Here is an 18738-nt window from a genome sequence, read left to right as displayed (position 1 = left end):
TGCACCTCTTCACCCCAGCATCCCAGCCCGCCTGCCCCTGCGCACGGCGCACAGGGGCCGACAGGTGGGATGAAAGGTAGGAAAATTGATTATTCGTCCTAATTAAGGCTATTTATGATAGATACGATTCGTGCCGCACCGGGAGAATCCGAACACGGCGGGTTCCCGCAAGGAGCCCTCCGCTGAACGCTCGCTGCTGGCGTCGGTCGTCACCGATCCCGGGCACCTCCCCGAACGCCTCGCCGACTTCGCCGTCCGCCGCGTCGGTCCGGCCGTGCCAGAAGCAATCGCCTCGCTTCGGCGGGACCACCCCAACGACACCGAGGCGGAACTCCGGGCTCGGGTGGTCGCTCGCGGCCGACGGACCGTCGTATCGGAGGGATCCCTCGTGGGCGGCCCGTTCCTCGTGCTCATTCCCGTCGCGTTCTGCGCGGCGCTGCTCCGCCAGGCACGTACGGTCCTGGAGCTGGCCGCCCTCGACGGCCGCGACCCCACGGCGAGCGCTCGCGCCGGCGAACTCCTCGTCCTCCAGGGCGTGTACGAGGACACCCGGCAGGCTCAGGACGCACTCGCCCGCACCGGACGCGCCGCCGACGCACCCGCCCGCTGGAAGCGATGGGTGGCCCTGTGGGAGGTCACCCTGCGCATGGCCCACCTCCTCGGCGTGCTCGCGCCAGGCGACGAGAGTCGGGCCGCGGGCCGGCGCGTACGTCGGGTCGCCGTCCAGGCCTGGCGGTGGCTGCTCCTCGGCGTGGTCTTCCTGGTCGGACTGGTCGCCCCCCTCGTCTGGCTCCCGTACATGGCGGTGACCTACCAGCGCGCCGACGCCCGCCTGGCAGACCGCGTCCTCGCCCACTACTTCGACACGGCACCCGCCCCGCGTCATGGGACCTCCCGCCCCGAACCGGAAGTCCTGGCGGCCGCACTCCGCGCGCTCCTCTCCCTCCTCGTGCCGCTCGTCCTGACCGCCCTGACCTTCCTGACCGGCCTGCGCATCGCCGACAGCCGCTGGCCGGTCCTCGGCATCACCCTGGCCACGGCGTCCGGCGCGGTCGGCGCGCTCTGGTACTGGCGCCGCCACCGACGCCTTCGACCGTCCTCCAGCAGTTGACGCGGAGCCCACCCCGGAACGCCGGTCCCCCACTTCGGCGAGGTACTCGGCATCCGGGTGGAGCGCACGCAGGGCGTCCGCCTTCGTGCTGAACCTTGGTGCTGAAGTACAACGACCGCGAGCGGCCCTCGCTGGAGTAGCGGAAGGCCCGTACTTACGCGTTCGGGGCGAGCCGGGTGTCCTCTCCCGGGTCAGGCTGCCGGCAGCTCCTCCGCTGGGAACCGGCCCGCGCGCACCGCGTCGACCAGGGCCTGGTGGTCACGCTCGTTCTGGTCGGCGTACGCCTCCGCGAAGGTGGCGAGTGCGCGGTCGAACGAGTCGCCGCCGCCCAGGTACGCGGCGATCGCGATGCGGTCGCCGGACCGCGCGTGCGCGCGAGCCAGCGTGACCCCGCACAGTTCGCCGAACGCCCGCATGTCCTTCGGCCGCATCCTCTCCGGCATGGCGATGCCCTTCCAGTCGCGTAGCTGGCGGACGTAGAAGTCGCGCTGCTTGCCGTCGATCCCGTCCACCCGCTCCCAGCCGAGGAAGATGTCGCTCGCGGCCTGCATCAACCGCTGGCCCGAGACCACGCGCTCGCCCTGGTTGCGGTACCGGCTCGCGCCGACGTGTGCGGCGAGCACGGAGGCGTCGGCCTCCTTGGCCTGGAGGAAGAGCGGGTCCTGGCCGTCCCGGCCGAGCAGGAGAAAGATCCAGCATCGAGTGCCGACACTGCCGACGCCGACCACCTTGCGTGCCACGTCCGCCAGACGGTAGTCCGCCAGGAGCGTGCGCCGGTCGGAAGCGAGCGTGCTGCCGTACCGCTCGATGAGACCGCGGAACCGGCGCTCCAGCGCGCTGCGCTCGACGTCCGGCAGCAGGTCGCCGGCCGGGACGAGCAGCGGGGGATCCGCCGCGATCCTGGGCAGGCCGTCGACCGTCTCGGTGAGCTTGTCGAAAGCCTGGAGGCTGTCGCGGGTGCGGGCCTTGGCCATGGCGCGGGCCAGGTTCTTCTGACCGCGCCTCGTTCCGTGGAGTCGGCTCGCGACCAGGGACTCGAGGAGGTCCGCGTCGATCTTCGCGTACCAGACGTCGAGGTTACCCGCGCCCGCGAAGCGGATCACCGCCTCGCGGTACGCACGGACGGTGGAGCTCACGATGCGGGCGCGCTCGGCGTCGTCGAAGCCGTTCGCCCGGCCCGCGATGACGAGACTCGCCGACAGCCGTTTGACATCCCACTCCCAGGGCCCCGGCAGCGTCTCGTCGAAGTCGTTGATGTCGAACACCAACTGCCGCTCAGGCGAGGCGAGAAGACGGAAGTTCAGCAGGTGCGCATCCCCGCACAGTTGGGCCGTGAGCCCCGAGCGCGGGCTGCCGGCCAGGTCGGACGCCATGATCGCGGCGGCACCCCGGTAGAAGCGGAACGGGGACTCCATCATCCGGCCGTAGCGGATCGGGACCAGCTCGGGCACCCGTGCCGCGGACTGCGCCTCCAGGATCGCCAGCGGGTCCGGCCGGTTGGAAGACGGCCTGTACACGGCGTGACCCGACCGCGGCGAGCGGCGCCGCGCCTCCTTGCCGAGAGCCGCGCGATCCTCGGGCGTGGTGTGGGGCGCCGCGCGCATCGCGCTGGTCGCGCTCTGGGACATCGGGACGCTCCTGCCTGGTCCTGCGGCCATGGGGACGCCCGGCACAGGGCACTTCGAACCCGACGGGCAGTTCCTTGGCCTTCTGTCCGACTGTCCGAGGTCGGCCGCGCGGATCATCGATACCGGGTGGGCGGCTTCTTTCAGCCCTGGGCTTCTGGCGGCTGCTCTCAGCCCTGGGCCTCTATCTGGGCATCGGCGACGGCGATGGCGATGCCGAACGCCGTGGCGATGTTGCCTGCTGCAGTCATGACGCGGGCGGTGCCCACGATGGGTGCGATGGCGACCAGTACGTCCTGCACTTGTTCGACGGTCAGGCCGGTCCTGATGGCGGGGTCGATGTGGGCCGCGTAGGAGATGGGCGGGGCGTCCGAGGCGGCGAGTGCCGCGATGCGCGTGAGGATGAGCATGTCCGGGGCCAGCCCGCATCGCTCGATCGAGTCGACCGTCATGGCGGCGAGGGTGTCCAGGACAGGGGTGTCGGATGCAGTGGACATGTGTATGCCCTCCTGGTGAGTTTCGAGCCCGAGGGGGTGTGAGGCGGAAAGAACCGAGTTCCGCAAATGTGGGGCCTCCCCTCAACCGTAGAACCCATCCGGGCCTCGCGCATCGCGCGCTCATGTTCGCCGCGGCCATGGCGGCGGGCGTGCAGCCCGGGGAGGGTCCGGCCCTGACGGAGGCCCCGGCCATCCGGGGTGACGGTGCCCATCGGCCGAGCCGACAGGTCCCGCCCGTTCCAGCGCCGGCGGCGCGGCTGGCCACGCTGTTTCCTGTCACAGTTCGTCGGCGCCGACTTGCGGATGACCGTAAGGGATGTCCTCCGCAGGTGCTGAAAAACCGAGCTGCCGTGATCGGTTAATTGCCCGCAAACGCGACGGCACCACCCTGACCTGCACAGTTGGCTCGCGAACTGCTCATCGAGAACCGCCCATCGGGCACCCCGACGTGCGCAGCGAACCCGAGAGGACGAGATTGGAGGTAACCCGACCGGCCGAACGGTCGTCGGCGTGGGGCTGGCCGGCCTGGCCATGCTCGCGGACTTCCTGTGGCTTCGCTGCGCGCCGTTCTGGGCGGTTGTCCTGATCGCGATCAATGGCTTCGTGATCCGGGCACTGTGCACCGCTCCCGGTCCGTCGGAGCAATGACGCAGGGGATGGCCTCGAGGGGCGGCCCGACATCCAGGCCGTATCCGGATCGGAGACACCATGAAGGACCTCAAGTTTGAGCAGAAGCGCTCCCTGTCACGCCTTGAGGCGGCTGACCAGCTCACGGCTCTCGCAGACGCGCTGCGGGAAGGTGGGGAGGCCGAACTGGAACTCAGCCCCGGAACGCTGAGCCTGCGGATCCCCGACGACCTTCGCAGCGAGATAGAGGTCGAGATCGGTAGTGGGGAGATCGAGCTGGAGATCGAGTTCAAGTGGCCGACCGCACCGACCGGGACAGCGCCGTCGCGGACGGCCGCAGGCACGGAGGAGGCCACGACGCGCAGGAGCGTGCCCGCAAAGCCAGGGAGCAGCGGTACGAGCACCAACAGGGGCAGAGGCGCGAAGCAGTCCGGCACGAAAAAGCCCTGAGCCGTGCCGGGGACCTCGCACCGCACCAGCGTATGTGGAGACAACGGACTGTCCCGAGGCCAGGCGCGTACAGCTGCGGCGTCCGGGCCTCCGGGCCTCCGGGCCTCCGGGCCTCCGGGCCTCCGGGCCTCCGGGCCTCCGGGCCTCCGGGCCTCCGAGGACGGGGACGGAGCGTGTGCAGGTGTGAGTGTGGATCGCGCTTCTGGGTTGTGTCCATGGCTCGCTCCCCTGATGTGCGCGGCGTAACACAGTGTGCGGCTGACCCGACACTCAGGGGTTCCGCGGCCCGGTCGCGCGATCGATCGTGCCCGCACGGAAGCCGGAGGTACGGCCACCTGCACACCCACGGTTCGGGTGACCCCACCTCACGCCGCCCCCGTGCCGTCCGTCGAAAACCCTCACATCCCCGCCCCCGCTCCGCTGAGGGCAGCGTTCCCCGCGGGAAACAGTCGTGATGCGGCCGGGTAACACCGGCAACGCACGCTGCGGTCATGACCTCGAATACGCGTGTGGTGGTGATCGGCGCCGGGCTCGCGGGCGTACGGCTCGCCCGGCGGCTCGGAGAGCTCGGCATGGACGCCGTGCTCGTCGGCGAGGAGGCGCACAGCCCGTACAACCGGGTCCTGCTCGCCGAGGTCCTGGCCGGACGCTACGCCCCCGAGGTGATCGCGCTTCCGACACCCGAGCGGCTGACCCGCGCCCGCGTGGTGCGCATCGACCGCGCGGAACGCCAGGTCCACCTCGCCGACGGCTCGGTGATCGCATACGACACGCTGGTCCTGGCCACCGGTTCGAACCCGGTCCTTCCGCCCCTGCGCGGCCTCTTCACCCCGGACCGGCACGAACTGCCGGAGGGCGTTCACGCGTTCCGGACCATGGACGACTGCCTGGGTCTGTCCGAGGCCGTACGGCAGGACGCCCGGGCCGTCGTCATCGGCGGCGGTCTGCTCGGCGTCTCGGCCGCCCGCGCGCTCGCCGAGCGTGGCGCCCAGGTGGTGCTGGCCCAGCAGGCCGAGCGGCTGATGGAACGTCAACTCGACCCGTCGGCCTCCAAGCTGGTGCTCCGGCACCTCAAGGACCTCGGCGTCGAGGTGCACACCGAGTGCCGGGTGCGCGACGTACGCTGCGTCGACGGCGCGGTCCGCTCGGTCGAGATGGCCGACGGATACGCCCTCGACGCCGACCTGGTGGTGCTGGCCTGTGGTGTGCACCCGCGTGTGGGTCTCGCCCAGGACGCGGGCCTCGCCGTGCGCAAGGGCATCGTCGTCGACGACGAACTGCGCACCTCCGACCCGCACATCCGGGCGATCGGCGACTGCGCCCAGCACGCGGGCAACGTCTACGGTCTCGCCGCTCCCGCCCTCGAACAGGCCGACGTACTGGCCGAGTTGCTCGCGGGAGACGACGACGCCCAGTCATACACCGGCACCCGGGCCCTCACCCGCCTGACTCTGCCCTCCGGCATCCCGCTCGACCTCGCCGCCTTCGGCGAGCACACCCCGCGCCCCGGCGACGACGTCATCCAGCTCACCGACGCGACCCGCGGCACCTACCGCAAGGTCGTCGTCCGTGACGACCGCCTGGTCGGCGGGGTTCTCGTCGGCGAACTCGGCACTGTCGGCGCGCTCGCGCGCGCCTGGGAGGGAGCAGAGCCGCTCCCCACTGACGGCGCACCGCTGCTCCACCTGCTTACCAACGATGGAGGCTCCTGATGTCCGCGACCGCAATTGTTGGGGACCGCCCCCGCCCCACGATCGTGCTCGTCGGCCATGGCATGGTCGGCCAGCGCTTCCTCGAAGCGCTCGCCGAGCGCGGCCTGACCGCCACGCACCGCGTGGTCGTGCTGTGCGAGGAGCCACGCCCCGCGTACGACCGCGTGCAGCTGACCTCGTACTTCTCGGGCCGCACACCCGAGGACCTGTCCATGACGGACATGGAGTTCATCAAGGACCACGGGATCGAGCTGCACGTCGGTGACCCGGCGGAGACGGTCGACCGCGCCGCGAAGAGGGTGACGGCCCGCTCAGGCCTGGTCGTCGAGTACGACACCCTCGTCCTCGCCACCGGCTCGTACCCCTTCGTGCCGCCCGTCCCCGGCAAGGACGCCGAGGGCTGCTTCGTCTACCGCACGATCGAGGACCTGCTCGCCATCGAGGAGTACGCGAAGGCGCGGGCGACGACCGGTGCCGTGGTCGGCGGCGGTCTGCTCGGCCTGGAAGCGGCCGGCGCGCTCAAGGGCCTCGGACTGAGCACGCACATCGTGGAGTTCGCGCCGCGCCTGATGCCCGTACAGGTCGACGAGGGCGGCGGCGCCGCGCTCCTGCGGACCATCGAGGACATGGGCCTCACCGTCCACACCGGCACGGGCACGCAGGAGATCCTCACCGGCGACGACGGCGCCGTGACCGGCATGAAGCTTTCCGACGGCTCCGAGGTCGCCACGGATCTCGTGGTGTTCTCGGCCGGTGTACGCCCCCGTGATGCGCTCGCCCGCGACTGCGGACTCACCGTGGGCGAGCGCGGGGGGATCAGCGTCGACGACCAGTGCCGCACGGTCTCCGACCCGCATGTCTTCGCGATCGGCGAGTGCGCGCTGGCCTCGGACGGCCGGGTGTACGGGCTGGTCGCGCCCGGCTACGAGATGGCCGAGACGGTGGCCGCCACGATCGCCGCCGACGAGGAGGACGAGCAGACCTGCTTCACCGGCGCCGACCTCTCGACCAAGCTGAAGCTCCTCGGCGTCGACGTCGCCTCCTTCGGTGACGCGCACGGCGCCACCGAGGACTGCCTCGACGTCGTCTACTCCGACTCCCGCTCCGGCACGTACAAGAAGCTGGTCATCGGCCGGGACGGTCAGCTGCTCGGCGGCATCCTGGTCGGCGACGCGGAGGCGTACGGCACGCTGCGCGCGTTCACCGGCTCGGTGCCGCCGGTCTCCCCGGAGCAGCTGGTCCTGCCGGCCGGTTCGGGTGCCCCGGTCGCGCTCGGTCCGTCCGCGCTGCCGGACGAGGCGATCATCTGCTCCTGCCACAACGTCACCAAGGGCGCGATCCGCGGCGCGGTCACCGAGCACTCCTGCACCTCCGTTCCCGAGGTCAAGAAGTGCACCAAGGCCGGTACGGGCTGCGGCAGTTGCGTCAAGGTCCTCGGCCAGCTCCTCAACGACGAGCTGGAGGCCGGCGGCGTCGAGGTCGACCACGGCCTGTGCGGCTGCTTCGCGCAGACCCGCCAGGAGCTGTACGAGATCGTCCTCGCCCTGCGCATCAACACCTACCAGCAGCTCCTCGACCGCTACGGCCGCGAGGACGCGCGCGGCGGCAACGGCTGCGAGATCTGCAAGCCGGCGGTCGGCTCGATCATCGCCTCACTCGCGCCCACGATCGGCGCGAACGGCTATGTCCTGGAAGGCGAGCAGGCCTCGCTCCAGGACACCAACGACCACTTCCTCGCCAACCTCCAGAAGAACGGCTCGTACTCGATCGTGCCGCGCATCCCCGGCGGGGAGATCACTCCCGAGAAGCTCATCGTGATCGGCGAGGTGGCCAGGGACTTCGGTCTCTACACGAAGATCACGGGCGGTCAGCGGATCGACATGTTCGGTGCGCGGGTCGAGCAACTCCCCCTCATCTGGGCCCGGTTGGTGGACGCGGGCTTCGAGTCCGGGCACGCGTACGGAAAGTCGCTGCGGACGGTCAAGTCGTGCGTCGGGCAGACCTGGTGCCGGTACGGCGTCCAGGACTCGGTCCGCATGGCGATCGACCTGGAGCTGCGCTACCGCGGTCTGCGGTCCCCGCACAAGCTCAAGTCGGCGGTCTCCGGGTGCGCCCGTGAGTGCGCCGAGGCCCAGTCGAAGGACTTCGGCATCATCGCCACGGCCAACGGCTGGAACCTGTACGTGGGCGGCAACGGCGGCGCGACCCCGCGCCACGCGGACCTGCTCGCCCAGGACCTCTCCGACGCCGAGCTCATCCGCCTGATCGACCGCTTCCTGATGTTCTACATCCGCACGGCCGACCGGCTGGAGCGCACCTCCACCTGGCTGGAGCGGATCGAGGGCGGCCTGGACCACGTGCGCGACGTCGTCGTGCACGACACCCTGGGCATCTGCGAGGAGCTGGAGTCCCTGATGACGGCACACGTCGCGAGCTACCGCGACGAGTGGGCCGAGACCATCAACGACCCGGAGAAGCTGTCCCGCTTCGTCTCCTTCGTGAACGCGCCGGACACCCCCGACCCGGTCGTCGGCTTCGTCCCCGAGCGCGACCAGATCAAGCCCGACCTGCCGCTGCTGACCATCGGCACCCGTCCCCTGGAAGGAAGCGCCCAGCGATGACGCTCGCACCCGAGACCACCGCCCTGAAGGTCCAACTCCGCCTGGACGACAGCTGGTTCACCGTCTGCGACCTGAGTGTGCTGACTCCCGGCCGCGGCGTGGCGGCCCTGCTCCCGGACGGCCGCCAGGTCGCGCTCTTCCTGGACCGCGCGGGCCGGATGTACGCGATCGACAACCGCGACCCGTTCTCCGGCGCCGCCGTCCTCTCCCGGGGCCTGATCGGCACGAACAAGGGCCGCCCCTTCGTCGCCTCGCCGCTCCTGAAGCAGCGCTTCGACCTGGAGAAGGGTCAGTGCCTGGACGACGAGACGGTGATGGTGGCGACGTACGAGGTGCGGGCGCAGTAAGGCGGCCCGCGCGAGCTGTCCCGGCCGGGGCCGGCGCTGCCCGCCGTGCGCACACTGGTGCGACGTTTGCGCGGAGGCCGCGGGTGAGTGTGATTCGGGCGCATGGCCGGTGTCTGGCGTGCAGTTGGGGATGCCTTCGCCTCGCACAACCAGTCCACAAAAGTGAGTACTTGGCTATCCTGTGATGGCCATCACAGGGACTGGGGGCTGTTGCCTTGATCGATGTCGTTCTCCCGGACCTACCCCAGAGAGAGCTCAGGCTGACGGCCGCCGGGCCCGTACGAGGGCCCGGCGATCCGGCGCCGCCACCTCCGCTCGGCGGCAGAATCCTGCTGGGCGGCCCGGTTTCGGTCCCGGTGGACGCGAAGGCTGTCGCCCACGACGCGGAGCTCCAGGCGTTTGTGGACGGGGAAGCCGCCAGCGCCGTGTACCACCTGTTGCACCTCTCGATCACCTGTGCGCAGGAATCCGGCGGTCCCGAGCTGCACCGAGTCGACATCGGCCTGACACTGTCCGCGGACGAGGCCGTGGCATTCCAGCCCGTGGCCTGGTCCATGACGCCGAAGCAGTTGACGGAGACCGTCCAGAGCACGACCTCCGCCCAACTGGGTCCCCAACTCGCCTTTGTGGGGTACAGCAGGACCGCCCAGCAGAGTCGCGTGTGCCTGGAAGCGCTCCGCGAACTGCGCTCCGACCCCGGCTGGGAGATCCGCCACACGCGGACCGCGAAGATCGGCGGCACCTACCGGCTTGCCATGGTGGTGCGGGCACCGCGCGGCTCGACGAGCCGCGCGGCGGTGACGGTCGGGGCAGCGGTACGTAAGGGGCATGTGATGCGGCGGTATCGGGAAGCGGTGCCGGACCCGGTCAGCCTGGTGATGAATCTGTGAACGATGCCCTGCACGAATGGGCGGAGGCCCACGCACGGTCGGTGAGCAGGGGCGGGAGCACGGCGATCCCTGCCACCGTCGCGCCCGGAACGCGGACGGCGGTGGGCAGCGGCTCGCTCGGCGGGGTGATCGACCGAACTCCGGACGAACTGCGCCCGTACGCACGACTGTGCCTGACCGTCCTGCCCGACGGGCAGCCGTTGGGTGTGGCCAGTGCGATGACCCCTCCTCTGAACCGCGGCGGACTACTGCCGCTGGTGTTCACACTCCTGCCGCGGGGGTCGACCGGCCTTCGCACGGAGCTGCTGCCCCGGTTCCCCTTCTTCCTCGAACCGATGGAATGGCCCATCGGTTGGGCGCGGACCGCTGAGGGCGACGCCTTGCTCGCCACGGGCGGCGGCGACCAGTTGCATGTACGAGGCATCGGGGACGGTCATCAGAAGAGATCTTTTGACCTGGGTGAACCTGTCGAATCGGCGAAGCTGCTGCCCAAGAGGCGGGACGGCGGGGTGCTGCTGGCTGCCCGGGGATCGGACAATATCGTCATCTGGGACTTGGCCGACGGCAAGGCGGCGAACGCCGGCGTCAGTGCCCTGGACGTCACGTCGATGGACCTGCGGGAGGTCGCGCTGCCCGACGGCGGCCGTCTCCTGGCGACCGGCCACCGGGACGGCCGTGTCGACGTGCGGTATCTCAACGACGCCGGTCCGGGACCCCGCCTCTGGAAGAGGCACGACGTCCCCCATGCCGTCTGGGCAGTGGCCTGGGGCAGTGCCCAGCCGGACGGATCGGCACTGCTCGCAAGCGGTCACGACAACGGAAGTGTCTGTGTCTACGGGGCGACAGGCATCCCCCAGGGGACGCTCAGCCCGCCCTGCACCGGGCGCGTCGACTCTGTGGCCTGGGCTGTCGCACCGAACGGCCTGAGTGCTCTCGCCAGTGGGCACAGCGACGGCACGGTGCGCATCTGGGACTGGCAGACGGGCTCCGTCCTCCACGAGTTCGACGACCTCACCGCCCGCGGAGTGACGCATTCCGACGTCAGCTGCACCGTCGACTGGCTGCTCCTTCCCGGAGGCACCGTATGGCTGTACGCCGCCGCCGAGACGGGCACACGCATCTGGGAAATCGAACTCGACGGCCTGTCGGATGCCTTCGGACTCCCCCAGCAACGCACGGCGGCCACGGGCCAGGCGGCGGCCGTCCAGTTCCGGCACTTCCCGGTGCCCCTGCGCCACAGCCTGGTGCGGCTGGCGACGAGCGGGGTGTGCCCGTCACTCGGCCTGCTCCACGACCTGGTCACACTGACCGGACCAGCGACCGAGCCGCTGCTGGACGAACGGCTCAGGAGCCTCGCGGACCACCCGGGCCTCCGGCTCCTGCGTGACCTGCGGTGGCCCGTGGCCGCCCGGGCGGGACTCGCCGGTCTGCTGGCGGCCGGGCTCTCCGAGCCGAACACGATTCCGCCACCCGACCACGGCCCCCGCGAGCTGTCGGAGGCGCTGCGTCGCGCCCTGATCGGGGGACTCTCCCGAATGCCGGAGCGCGAACCCCCACTGGCCGAGCTGACGGCCGCGGCGGACGCGGTGACCGGGCGTACGGCCGCCCTGCTCGCGGTCATCGGACCCCAAGCCGTCGCCGACGACCCGGTGCTCCCTCTGCGCCTGGCACAGCAGGCCCCGGCCATGCCGTCGGTGGACCTGCGCAGACTCCGGATCCTCACCGGCGCCGCGTCGACGACGGGCCGGCACGCCGGTACGGTCGTGCATGCCCCCGGTTCGGGCGGCGTCTCCCGAAAGGGCCGGATCACCCAGCTGATTCCAAGTCAACTGGCTCTGCCCGCCCACTTGTTGACGTTACGCCACGCACGCCACGAACTCCTCTACCGCTTGCACAGTTCTGCCGCGCAGTGGGTCCCTGAGCCGGTGACCCTGGTACTGGACACGAGCCCGCCGACCTTCGGACCGCCCGAAGTCGTCCTGCGCTCGCTCGCGCATCTGTTGGCCACGACCCTGTGGCGCCATGACCGGCACGCGGCGTTCGTCGGGCTCGACCGGCCCGAACTGCTCCGCCCGGTCTCCCGCCCCGCGGACCTGGCCATGCTGTGGACCTCGCGCACACTGGAGCCGCCGGATCTCCAAGCCGCGCTGAAAACGGCGGCGTCCGCCGGGATGCCGACCGTACTGCTGGCCCTGCACCATCTCGTCCGGGACCACACCCTCGTGGCGGGCCCGCGCCTGCGGCTCGCCACCACCCACATGTACGACGATCCGCCCCGCGGCCGCCCGGCCGAGGGCCACCACGTACACCTGCCGCCGGATGCGGGCGGGCGCCGGTTCGAGGACGCCATAAGGCTCTTGCTGACAGGAGAGGCACCGTCATGACCGTACGGGCGGTCCAGCCGCACTGGCGGCCCGCGCTCCTCGGCGAGCCGGCCGCGGGCACCGACGTGCGCTGCGAACTGTGCCCGTACCGCTGCCGGATACGGGACGGGCACAGAGGCTACTGCCAGGTGCGCCGCAACAACGGCGGCCGGCTGGAAACCGCGACCTTCACCGCCTCCGTCGCCCACCTCGACGCGATCGAGCGCAAGCCCTTCTACCACTTCAGGCCCGGCAGCAAGGTCCTGACCGTGGCGGGTCCCGGCTGCAGCTTCCGCTGCGACTACTGCGTCAACCACCGGCTGTCGCAGTACGGCCGGGAGGAAGGCGCATCCTGGACGGGGGAGCCCGCCCGCCCGGAGCAACTGGCGGCCGCGGCGCACGCGCAGGCCGCGGGCCTCGCCCTGTCCTACGCCGAACCCTCCCTCGCTCCGGAACTCACCCTCGCGCTCGCCGAGCATGCCCGGCCCCTGGGCGTGGCGGTCGTGTGGAAGAGCAACGGCTTCCTCACCCCCCGGGCCGTCGACCTCGTCGCCCCGGTGCTCGACGCGGTGAACATCGACGTGAAGGCCGCCGAAGAGGGCCCCCACCAACGGCTCACCGGCGCGCCGCTCGCACCCGTACTGGCGGCAGTGGAGCGGTTCAGGGCCGCCGGCGTATGGGTCGAGGTGAGTACGCCGCTCATCCCTGGAACGTCCGCCGAGCCCTCCCAACTGCGCTCCATCGCACGCCGTTTGGCGGCCATCGACCCGGCTCTTCCCTGGCATCTGCTCCGGTTCACGCCGGACTTCCGGATGGGCGCCGAGGACCCCACGGCGCCGTCCGCGCTGGCGGAAGCCCGGAGTGCGGGGGCCGAGGAGGGACTGCGCTTCGTCTACGTGGAGCGGGCGTTGGGATCTGACGGCCGCAACACCCGCTGTCCGCACTGTGCGTTCACCGTCGTGGAGCGGGACATCTGGGAGACACTCGACAACAGACTCGCCGACGGCAGCTGCCCCTCGTGCGGGACGGATGTTCCAGGAAGGTGGGAGACACGATCGTGACCACGGAGCATGTGTTCACCGAGGGGATTCCCGATCTCATCGGACCGGAGGAGTACGCGGACCACCCGCACGGACATCTCGTCCGGGTCCGCATTCGTGTCACCGAGTCCGGAATCGAGGTCATCGGCGACGCGCTGCGACCGCGCGCCGTGGAAGCCGTACTCGACGCGCTCGGTGAAGGACCGATGGAGCAGATGCTGTGCGGGTAGCCGACGACGATGACGACGCCGGGACGGACCACGTCTTCGAGGCGGGTATGGCGGCAGGCCTCGACCCGCAGGAGGAAACCGTCCAGGCAGGCGAAACGGCCGTCACGCACGTCTCCTCCCCGTGGAACCACCGGCTGTGCACGACGTGCGGCCATACGTTCCGGCGCGGGGACCCCGTGCGCGTCGGGGCCGGGCCGCTGACGGACGGGGGCGCGGCCCAGGACGACGTGAGTCACCTCGACCCCGCTCTGGCCTGCGCCGGGGTCGCCGAAGAGGAGTCGGAGGGCCCCCACTCCGACGCCATGGACTCCGCCGACTTCGCCGCGGGACTGCTGGCCACCTGGCCGCCGGTCGACGGTGTGCCGGCCGTGCCGCTGACGGCGGACGACTGGCAGGTGGCCCGTCCTGCCGTCCACGGGGCCAGGCCACCCCGCTGCCTGTACTGTGCACACACCTTCCGCGCCGGTGAGCATGTCGTGCTCTGCCCCTGCTCCCCGGGCCGCCCCGCCTGCGGCGCGGCCGTCCACCGGGACCCCGCCGCAGGTCTGGTCTGCTGGGAGAGCTGGCGGCCCGACGGCCGACTGGCCGTCTGCCCCGTCAAGCTCGTCGCCGTACAGGAGTAGCCGCCGATGACAGGGGAGGACCGGTTCGCGCGCGAGCGGCTGGTGCCGGGGTGGGATCCGGAGGCGTTCAGCCGGGCCACGGCCGTCGTCGTCGGCCTCGGCGCGCTGGGGAACGAAGCGGCCAAGAACCTGGCCCTGGCCGGGATCGGGAGACTGGTGCTGTGCGACCCCGACACCGTGGAGGCGACCAACCTGAGCCGCTCCGTCCTCTTCGGCCCCCACGATGTCGGACGGTCCAAGACGGAGGCCGCCGCCGAAGCCCTGCGCCGCCTGTCGAACAGCGTCGTCGTCGAGTCCCGCGCGCACGACCTCGCCGCGGGGGTGGGACTGGGTGAACTCGCCTCGGCCGACGTGGTCCTGAGCTGCCTGGACAGCCTGCGCTCCCGTATGCGCCTGCTGGGCCGGTGCGCGCTCGTCGAAGCACCCCTCGTGGACGGCGCGACGGGGCCGTGGGAAGGGGAGATCCGGCTGCGGCTCGACACCCAGGAAGCCTGCTACGGCTGCACTTTGACGGCACATCAGAGGAGCAGCGCCGACGTCCCGTGGAGCTGCCTGGACGACACGACGGCCGGCCCGCTCGGCACCTCCATCGCCACGACCGCCCTGGTCGCCGCCTGGATGACACAGGCCGCGCTGCGCAGCGTCCTCGGCATGCGACCCCCGTACCGCATGGTGCGCATCGAAACCCTGACGGGCCGCAGCGAACCCGTCCTGATGACCCGCGCACCCGACTGTCCCCACCACCGCCCGATTCAGGGCGACATCACGCCCTGTCCGCTCAACAACCGTGCGACTGCGGGTGAGTTGACGGCCACCATGCCGCCCGGTGACGAGCCGCTCACCTGGTCGCGGTTTCCGCTTTCCCCACGCTGCCGGGCCTGCCACCCCTACACTGAAGCCGTCGGTGACCGGCCAGCGGCCGGCTCGCTGGTCTCACGATGTGACCGCTGCGGACGGGGGCTGCGGCCGCGGTTCAGCAATCGCCTCAGGGACGCCGCTCCAAAAGCCCGACTGGCCGAACTCGGAGTGCCCCCGCAGGAGATCCTGCCCGTCCGACGGCCGAGGGGGGATTACACATGGCATCGGCTGAGTTCCTGAGCGGCCCGCCCGAGCCCCACGGCGCGGCAGGCCAGGAGCCGTTGCGGGAAATCCCCATCACCAGGGAAGACCTCTACCGGCTGCAGGACGTACTGGCGAGCATCTACACGAACGACAAAGAGGCGGGCGGAATCCTCGACCGCATCGGGTTTCCCCGCGGCCGGCGGCCCAACTTCGTCGGCGCGAACCCCGACGACACCTGGGCGGCGATTTTCGTCGACCTCGCCAACGGGGTCGTCGCGGCCCCCTCCCGCCAGCTGATCACCCATGCGGTTCGCGTGTACGGCTCCAACGAGATCCTTTTGGACCTCGCCCGCAGGTACGGCATCCTCCCGCCGGCCGCCGGCGCTGCGACTCCGGCTGCTGTTCCCGCCCCGCAAGCCGTGCCGTCGCCGGCTGTCGTGCCCGCCCCTGCCACGGCGGCCGTGCCCCAGGCCGAGCCCACCTGCCATGTGATCGTCCGCGCAGGCTCCGAGAGCGACCGCCGACATGCGGCTGCCGCACTCACCGCGCTCGGCCTGCGGCCCAGAGAAATCTGGTCGACCGCCCATGCCGTCTCCTTCCGCGTCGACTCCGACCAGGCCGACGTGGTGCGGGACGGCCTGCGGGAAACCCTGTCCGGCTGGACCGTCGTCGCCCCGGGCCAGCCCGACTACCTCCTGCGCGAACTCTTCGTCGAAGGCCCGGACGGCAGACAGTGGCGGCTCTCCGACGCCCCGGCCCAGCAGACCAACAGCGATGTCGCCGCCGACGTGGTCGACCAGTACGGCCCGGGGTTCTCCGATGCCACCCGTGCCACCGTCATCGACCATGTCCAGGACGATGGCCAAGGCCGCCGTCTGGATCCCGACGCCACCCTCCACGACTCGGGCGTCCAGGACGGGGACCGTATGCGGGTCGGCTTCGAGACCACGGCCGGAGCGGTCAACCCCATCGACCGCCAGGACGCCCTCTACCGGGTGCGCAACCAGATCGTCGCCTATGCCGAAAGCCACCCCGGCTTCGCCGTCAGCGCGGATTCGGCACTGCTGCCCACCGAGTTCGAGGTGGAGTTCGAGCAATTGAGCTTCGGCCCACCCGCCGCCCCCGATGGGGAACCGTCCGAGATCACGCACCATGTCGTACTGATCCAACTCGGTCCGGAATTCCCGGAGACGGCCCCCGAGGTCTACTGGCTGACCCCCGTCTTCCACCCCAACGTCTTCCCGAACTACGACTGCGAACAGTCGCGGACCTACGCGCAGAGCAAGGGCCTGGTGTGCCTCGGACTACTGGCCGAGTCGTACCAGCCGTCGCTCAACTTCGGAACGCTGTGCCAGATGCTCGTCGACATGGCGGGCTTCCGGAACTACTCGCTGTTCGAGCCCACGGGCGAACTCGGGCCCGACGGCACTCCCCGGGTACGCGGAAACTTCTACGACCGCACCGCGGCGCAGTGGGTCGACGAGCACCAGGACCGGATCAGCGCCATCAACGGCAGCGTCGCCACACCCGTCCCCCGCGACGCACCCCGCTACCCCAACGTCGTCGAACCCGTCGACAAACCATGAGCACCGCTTCGAACATCGACGTGGAACTCTTCCGTAGCGACGACTACGTGCGAGCTGGGCGGCTGGCCCTGCTGCCGCTGCTGCGCAGCGTCCTGCAGCCCATGGTCGGCCAGTCACTCGAGGGTGCCACCATCGAGCTGTCCTTCCTGCCGCTGACCGACCGTACGCCCGTTCGCGGCACCCCCTCCGTCATCAACCTGAGGGGCAGCCACGGCTACGTCCGGGTGCGGATCGTCCGCGGGGACACCGTGCTCTACCAGCACCCGCACGCCCTGCGCGAGATCGTCGGCAGGCCCCTGCAGGAACTCCTGGGCGAGCGGCTCCCCGAGGAGACGCACTGGGGCTTCGGGATCCGCGGACCCGGACTTGAGAAGGCCGCCCTCGTCCGACCGAAACCCGTGGTCGCCAACCGGGTCGAGATCACCGTCGGCGGTCCCAGACGAGGCCTTTTCGGCATCGAGGAGGTGCCCGACCCGGAGCCCCCCGTCGCGTCACTCCAGGAACTCGGCATCACCGAACCCACCGCACAGGCGCTGTCCGAACCGGTAGTCGTGGTGCTCCACGCCGGTATCCACCAGGCACTGAGCAGCACGCGGCCGTTCTCACGCGAGGTCGAGGAAGGCGGCTTCCTCGCGGGGCACGTCCACCGCAACCGTGAACACCCCGACGGCCACGTGGTGGAGGTGACCGGGGCGATCCCCGCCGAACGCACCGGTGCCTCCCTCCTGCACTTCACCTTCACCGGCGAGAGCTACCTCCGCATCGGTGAATCGCTCGCGGCACGGGCCCGAGGCGAGAGCCTCGTCGGCTGGTACCACACCCACCTGTTCCCGGCCACGAGCCGCTTCGGGCTCTCCTCGGCCGACGTGGACCTGCACACGACCACCTTCCAGCGCCCGTGGCAGGTGGCGGCCCTCGTCAACATCGACCGGGCGTCGCGGGTCGTGCGCCTCTACCGCCGGGACGGGACCGACACGATGACCGCGGTCCCCTACTGGGTGAGGGAGCGGTGAACGCCCTGACCACCGCCCTGCGCGTGCTGCGCTGGGCGGTCGAGGGGACGGGCCGGCCGCCCGCCGGCCCTCTCCGGCACACCTCGCTCCTCATCGACCCCGGTACGGAGGCGCGTACGGCACTGGCGGAGCTGATACGCCAGTTCGCGGCGCGCCACGGCGCCGGTCGGCCACCGCTCGGTGACCCGGAACCGGCGGGCGCCGGGGGTGTCCTGCTCGCGGCGGCGATCGGCGGCCGGATGGAACCGGAATCCGCGTGCGCCGTCGCCGAGGCGCTGCCGCCCAGAAGCCTGTCGGAGCGAGACGGCGGCTGGTCCGACGCGCTCGCCCGCCATGCCGTGGTCGATCCCTTCCTGAACGGCCTGTCGCGCTCCGAGGGGAAGCCGGCCGCGCAGGGAGCGGTGGGGATGGGCCGTGCCGAGGCCGAAGCGAACGAACTGCGCATCGCCGAGGTACTGCTGGACGCCTCCCCGCTGACAGCCGTGCTGTACAGCCCCGCTGCCGGGCGGCTCTCCCGGGGAGCCACCGCCGCCGTGCGTACGGCCGCCCTGCTCGTCGCCCGCCCGGCAGGTCGTCGGCTCCTGTGCAGCGGACTTGCCGCCTGGCACGGTCACGCCCCGGTACTGGACTGGCGGTCCCAGCTGCTGACCCGGCTCTCCACGGACCACCCGGAGGTTGTGCTGGACACCTACCTGGCCGCCCGCCTGCGGTACGGGCAAGAGTGGGACCAGCGGGTGAGCGCGGCGCGGCGGCGGCTCGCGGCCCGCTCACTGCCCGACGAACTCACGCTCGCCACCGTCCGGTTCTGGGCACCGCTCGCGGACCTGGCCCGCCGGCACCCGGGGCTGCCCGCGACCCGGCCCCTGCTGGTCGGGCACCAGCCGGCCGTCGAACTCGTCCACCGCTACCGGCTGAACCGGCCCGCGACCAGCTGAGAGGAG

At 71.0% G+C, this 18738-nt stretch carries 17 protein-coding genes; 15 read left to right on the top strand and 2 right to left on the bottom strand.

Annotated elements, in window-relative coordinates; genetic code table 11:
- The first annotated feature begins 130 nt into the window (after window positions 1–130).
- On the top strand, window positions 131–1111 hold the full coding sequence (locus tag ACTWQR_RS12910) for a hypothetical protein (RefSeq protein ID WP_443227147.1): 981 nt from the start codon (window positions 131–133) through the stop codon (window positions 1109–1111).
- A gap of 191 nt (window positions 1112–1302) precedes the next feature.
- On the opposite strand, the gene ACTWQR_RS12905 is transcribed toward ACTWQR_RS12910, so the two are convergent.
- Window positions 1303–2739 (bottom strand): DUF2252 domain-containing protein, encoded by a 1437-nt coding sequence (locus tag ACTWQR_RS12905; RefSeq protein WP_443227146.1) that lies wholly within the window; start codon window positions 2737–2739, stop codon window positions 1303–1305.
- A gap of 167 nt (window positions 2740–2906) precedes the next feature.
- Window positions 2907–3233: a carboxymuconolactone decarboxylase family protein gene (locus tag ACTWQR_RS12900; RefSeq protein WP_443227145.1), complete on the bottom strand. Its 327-nt coding sequence runs from the start codon at window positions 3231–3233 to the stop codon at window positions 2907–2909.
- A gap of 510 nt (window positions 3234–3743) precedes the next feature.
- Here ACTWQR_RS12900 and ACTWQR_RS12895 point away from each other — a divergent pair.
- From ACTWQR_RS12895 to ACTWQR_RS12830, 14 genes are all read left to right on the top strand, one after another.
- Window positions 3744–3881 (top strand): DUF7144 family membrane protein, encoded by a 138-nt coding sequence (locus ACTWQR_RS12895; RefSeq protein ID WP_443227144.1) that lies wholly within the window; start codon window positions 3744–3746, stop codon window positions 3879–3881.
- Between the two features lie 60 nt (window positions 3882–3941).
- On the top strand, window positions 3942–4310 hold the full coding sequence (locus ACTWQR_RS12890) for an amphi-Trp domain-containing protein (protein ID WP_443227143.1): 369 nt from the start codon (window positions 3942–3944) through the stop codon (window positions 4308–4310).
- Between the two features lie 491 nt (window positions 4311–4801).
- The gene (locus ACTWQR_RS12885) at window positions 4802–6022 is read left to right on the top strand and encodes an NAD(P)/FAD-dependent oxidoreductase (protein WP_443227142.1); all 1221 of its coding nucleotides are present in this window, start codon (window positions 4802–4804) and stop codon (window positions 6020–6022) included.
- On the top strand, window positions 6022–8643 hold the full coding sequence (gene nirB, locus ACTWQR_RS12880) for a nitrite reductase large subunit NirB (protein WP_443227141.1): 2622 nt from the start codon (window positions 6022–6024) through the stop codon (window positions 8641–8643). The genes ACTWQR_RS12885 and nirB overlap by 1 nt, the downstream gene beginning before the upstream one ends.
- Entirely contained in the window at window positions 8640–8990 is a 351-nt protein-coding gene (gene nirD, locus ACTWQR_RS12875) for a nitrite reductase small subunit NirD (RefSeq protein ID WP_443227140.1), read from the top strand. The genes nirB and nirD overlap by 4 nt, the downstream gene beginning before the upstream one ends.
- Before the next feature lie 215 nt (window positions 8991–9205).
- Entirely contained in the window at window positions 9206–9880 is a 675-nt protein-coding gene (locus tag ACTWQR_RS12870) for a hypothetical protein (protein ID WP_443227139.1), read from the top strand.
- Window positions 9877–12264 carry a hypothetical protein gene (locus ACTWQR_RS12865; RefSeq protein WP_443227138.1) on the top strand — a complete coding sequence of 796 codons (2388 nt, stop codon included), beginning with the start codon at window positions 9877–9879 and terminating at the stop codon, window positions 12262–12264. Before ACTWQR_RS12870 ends, ACTWQR_RS12865 begins: the two co-directional genes overlap by 4 nt.
- Window positions 12261–13304: an AmmeMemoRadiSam system radical SAM enzyme gene (gene amrS / locus ACTWQR_RS12860; RefSeq protein WP_443227137.1), complete on the top strand. Its 1044-nt coding sequence runs from the start codon at window positions 12261–12263 to the stop codon at window positions 13302–13304. Before ACTWQR_RS12865 ends, amrS begins: the two co-directional genes overlap by 4 nt.
- The gene (locus ACTWQR_RS12855) at window positions 13301–13513 is read left to right on the top strand and encodes a radical SAM-modified peptide, FtsH ternary system-associated (RefSeq protein ID WP_443227136.1); all 213 of its coding nucleotides are present in this window, start codon (window positions 13301–13303) and stop codon (window positions 13511–13513) included. The genes amrS and ACTWQR_RS12855 overlap by 4 nt, the downstream gene beginning before the upstream one ends.
- The gene (locus ACTWQR_RS12850; protein WP_443227135.1) at window positions 13504–14136 is read left to right on the top strand and encodes a hypothetical protein; all 633 of its coding nucleotides are present in this window, start codon (window positions 13504–13506) and stop codon (window positions 14134–14136) included. Before ACTWQR_RS12855 ends, ACTWQR_RS12850 begins: the two co-directional genes overlap by 10 nt.
- A 6-nt stretch (window positions 14137–14142) precedes the next feature.
- On the top strand, window positions 14143–15234 hold the full coding sequence (locus ACTWQR_RS12845) for a ThiF family adenylyltransferase (protein ID WP_443227134.1): 1092 nt from the start codon (window positions 14143–14145) through the stop codon (window positions 15232–15234).
- On the top strand, window positions 15213–16784 hold the full coding sequence (locus ACTWQR_RS12840; protein ID WP_443227133.1) for an effector-associated domain EAD1-containing protein: 1572 nt from the start codon (window positions 15213–15215) through the stop codon (window positions 16782–16784). Before ACTWQR_RS12845 ends, ACTWQR_RS12840 begins: the two co-directional genes overlap by 22 nt.
- A complete protein-coding gene (locus tag ACTWQR_RS12835; protein ID WP_443227132.1) occupies window positions 16781–17797 on the top strand; it encodes a JAB N-terminal domain-containing protein in 1017 nt (338 codons plus the stop codon). Before ACTWQR_RS12840 ends, ACTWQR_RS12835 begins: the two co-directional genes overlap by 4 nt.
- Entirely contained in the window at window positions 17794–18732 is a 939-nt protein-coding gene (locus tag ACTWQR_RS12830; RefSeq protein ID WP_443227131.1) for a hypothetical protein, read from the top strand. Before ACTWQR_RS12835 ends, ACTWQR_RS12830 begins: the two co-directional genes overlap by 4 nt.
- Window positions 18733–18738: the final 6 nt, after the last annotated feature.

The sequence above is a fragment of the Streptomyces sp. 2A115 genome, assembly GCF_052245575.1.
Taxonomy (GTDB): domain Bacteria; phylum Actinomycetota; class Actinomycetes; order Streptomycetales; family Streptomycetaceae; genus Streptomyces.
Note: the sequence above shows the minus strand (reverse complement) of the source record. Positions and strands in the feature narration are given on the sequence as shown.

Bases quoted from the DNA above. Each gene is read 5' to 3' on its own strand.
- ACTWQR_RS12890 (WP_443227143.1), top strand. From the start codon at position 3,942: ATGAAGGACCTCAAGTTTGAGCAGAAGCGCTCCCTGTCACGCCTTGAG.
- ACTWQR_RS12900 (WP_443227145.1), bottom strand. From the start codon at position 3,233: ATGTCCACTGCATCCGACACCCCTGTCCTGGACACCCTCGCCGCCATG.
- nirB (WP_443227141.1), top strand. From the start codon at position 6,022: ATGTCCGCGACCGCAATTGTTGGGGACCGCCCCCGCCCCACGATCGTG.
- ACTWQR_RS12885 (WP_443227142.1), top strand. From the start codon at position 4,802: ATGACCTCGAATACGCGTGTGGTGGTGATCGGCGCCGGGCTCGCGGGC.
- ACTWQR_RS12845 (WP_443227134.1), top strand. From the start codon at position 14,143: ATGACAGGGGAGGACCGGTTCGCGCGCGAGCGGCTGGTGCCGGGGTGG.
- nirD (WP_443227140.1), top strand. From the start codon at position 8,640: ATGACGCTCGCACCCGAGACCACCGCCCTGAAGGTCCAACTCCGCCTG.
- ACTWQR_RS12840 (WP_443227133.1), top strand. From the start codon at position 15,213: ATGGCATCGGCTGAGTTCCTGAGCGGCCCGCCCGAGCCCCACGGCGCG.
- ACTWQR_RS12905 (WP_443227146.1), bottom strand. From the start codon at position 2,739: ATGTCCCAGAGCGCGACCAGCGCGATGCGCGCGGCGCCCCACACCACG.
- ACTWQR_RS12835 (WP_443227132.1), top strand. From the start codon at position 16,781: ATGAGCACCGCTTCGAACATCGACGTGGAACTCTTCCGTAGCGACGAC.
- amrS (WP_443227137.1), top strand. From the start codon at position 12,261: ATGACCGTACGGGCGGTCCAGCCGCACTGGCGGCCCGCGCTCCTCGGC.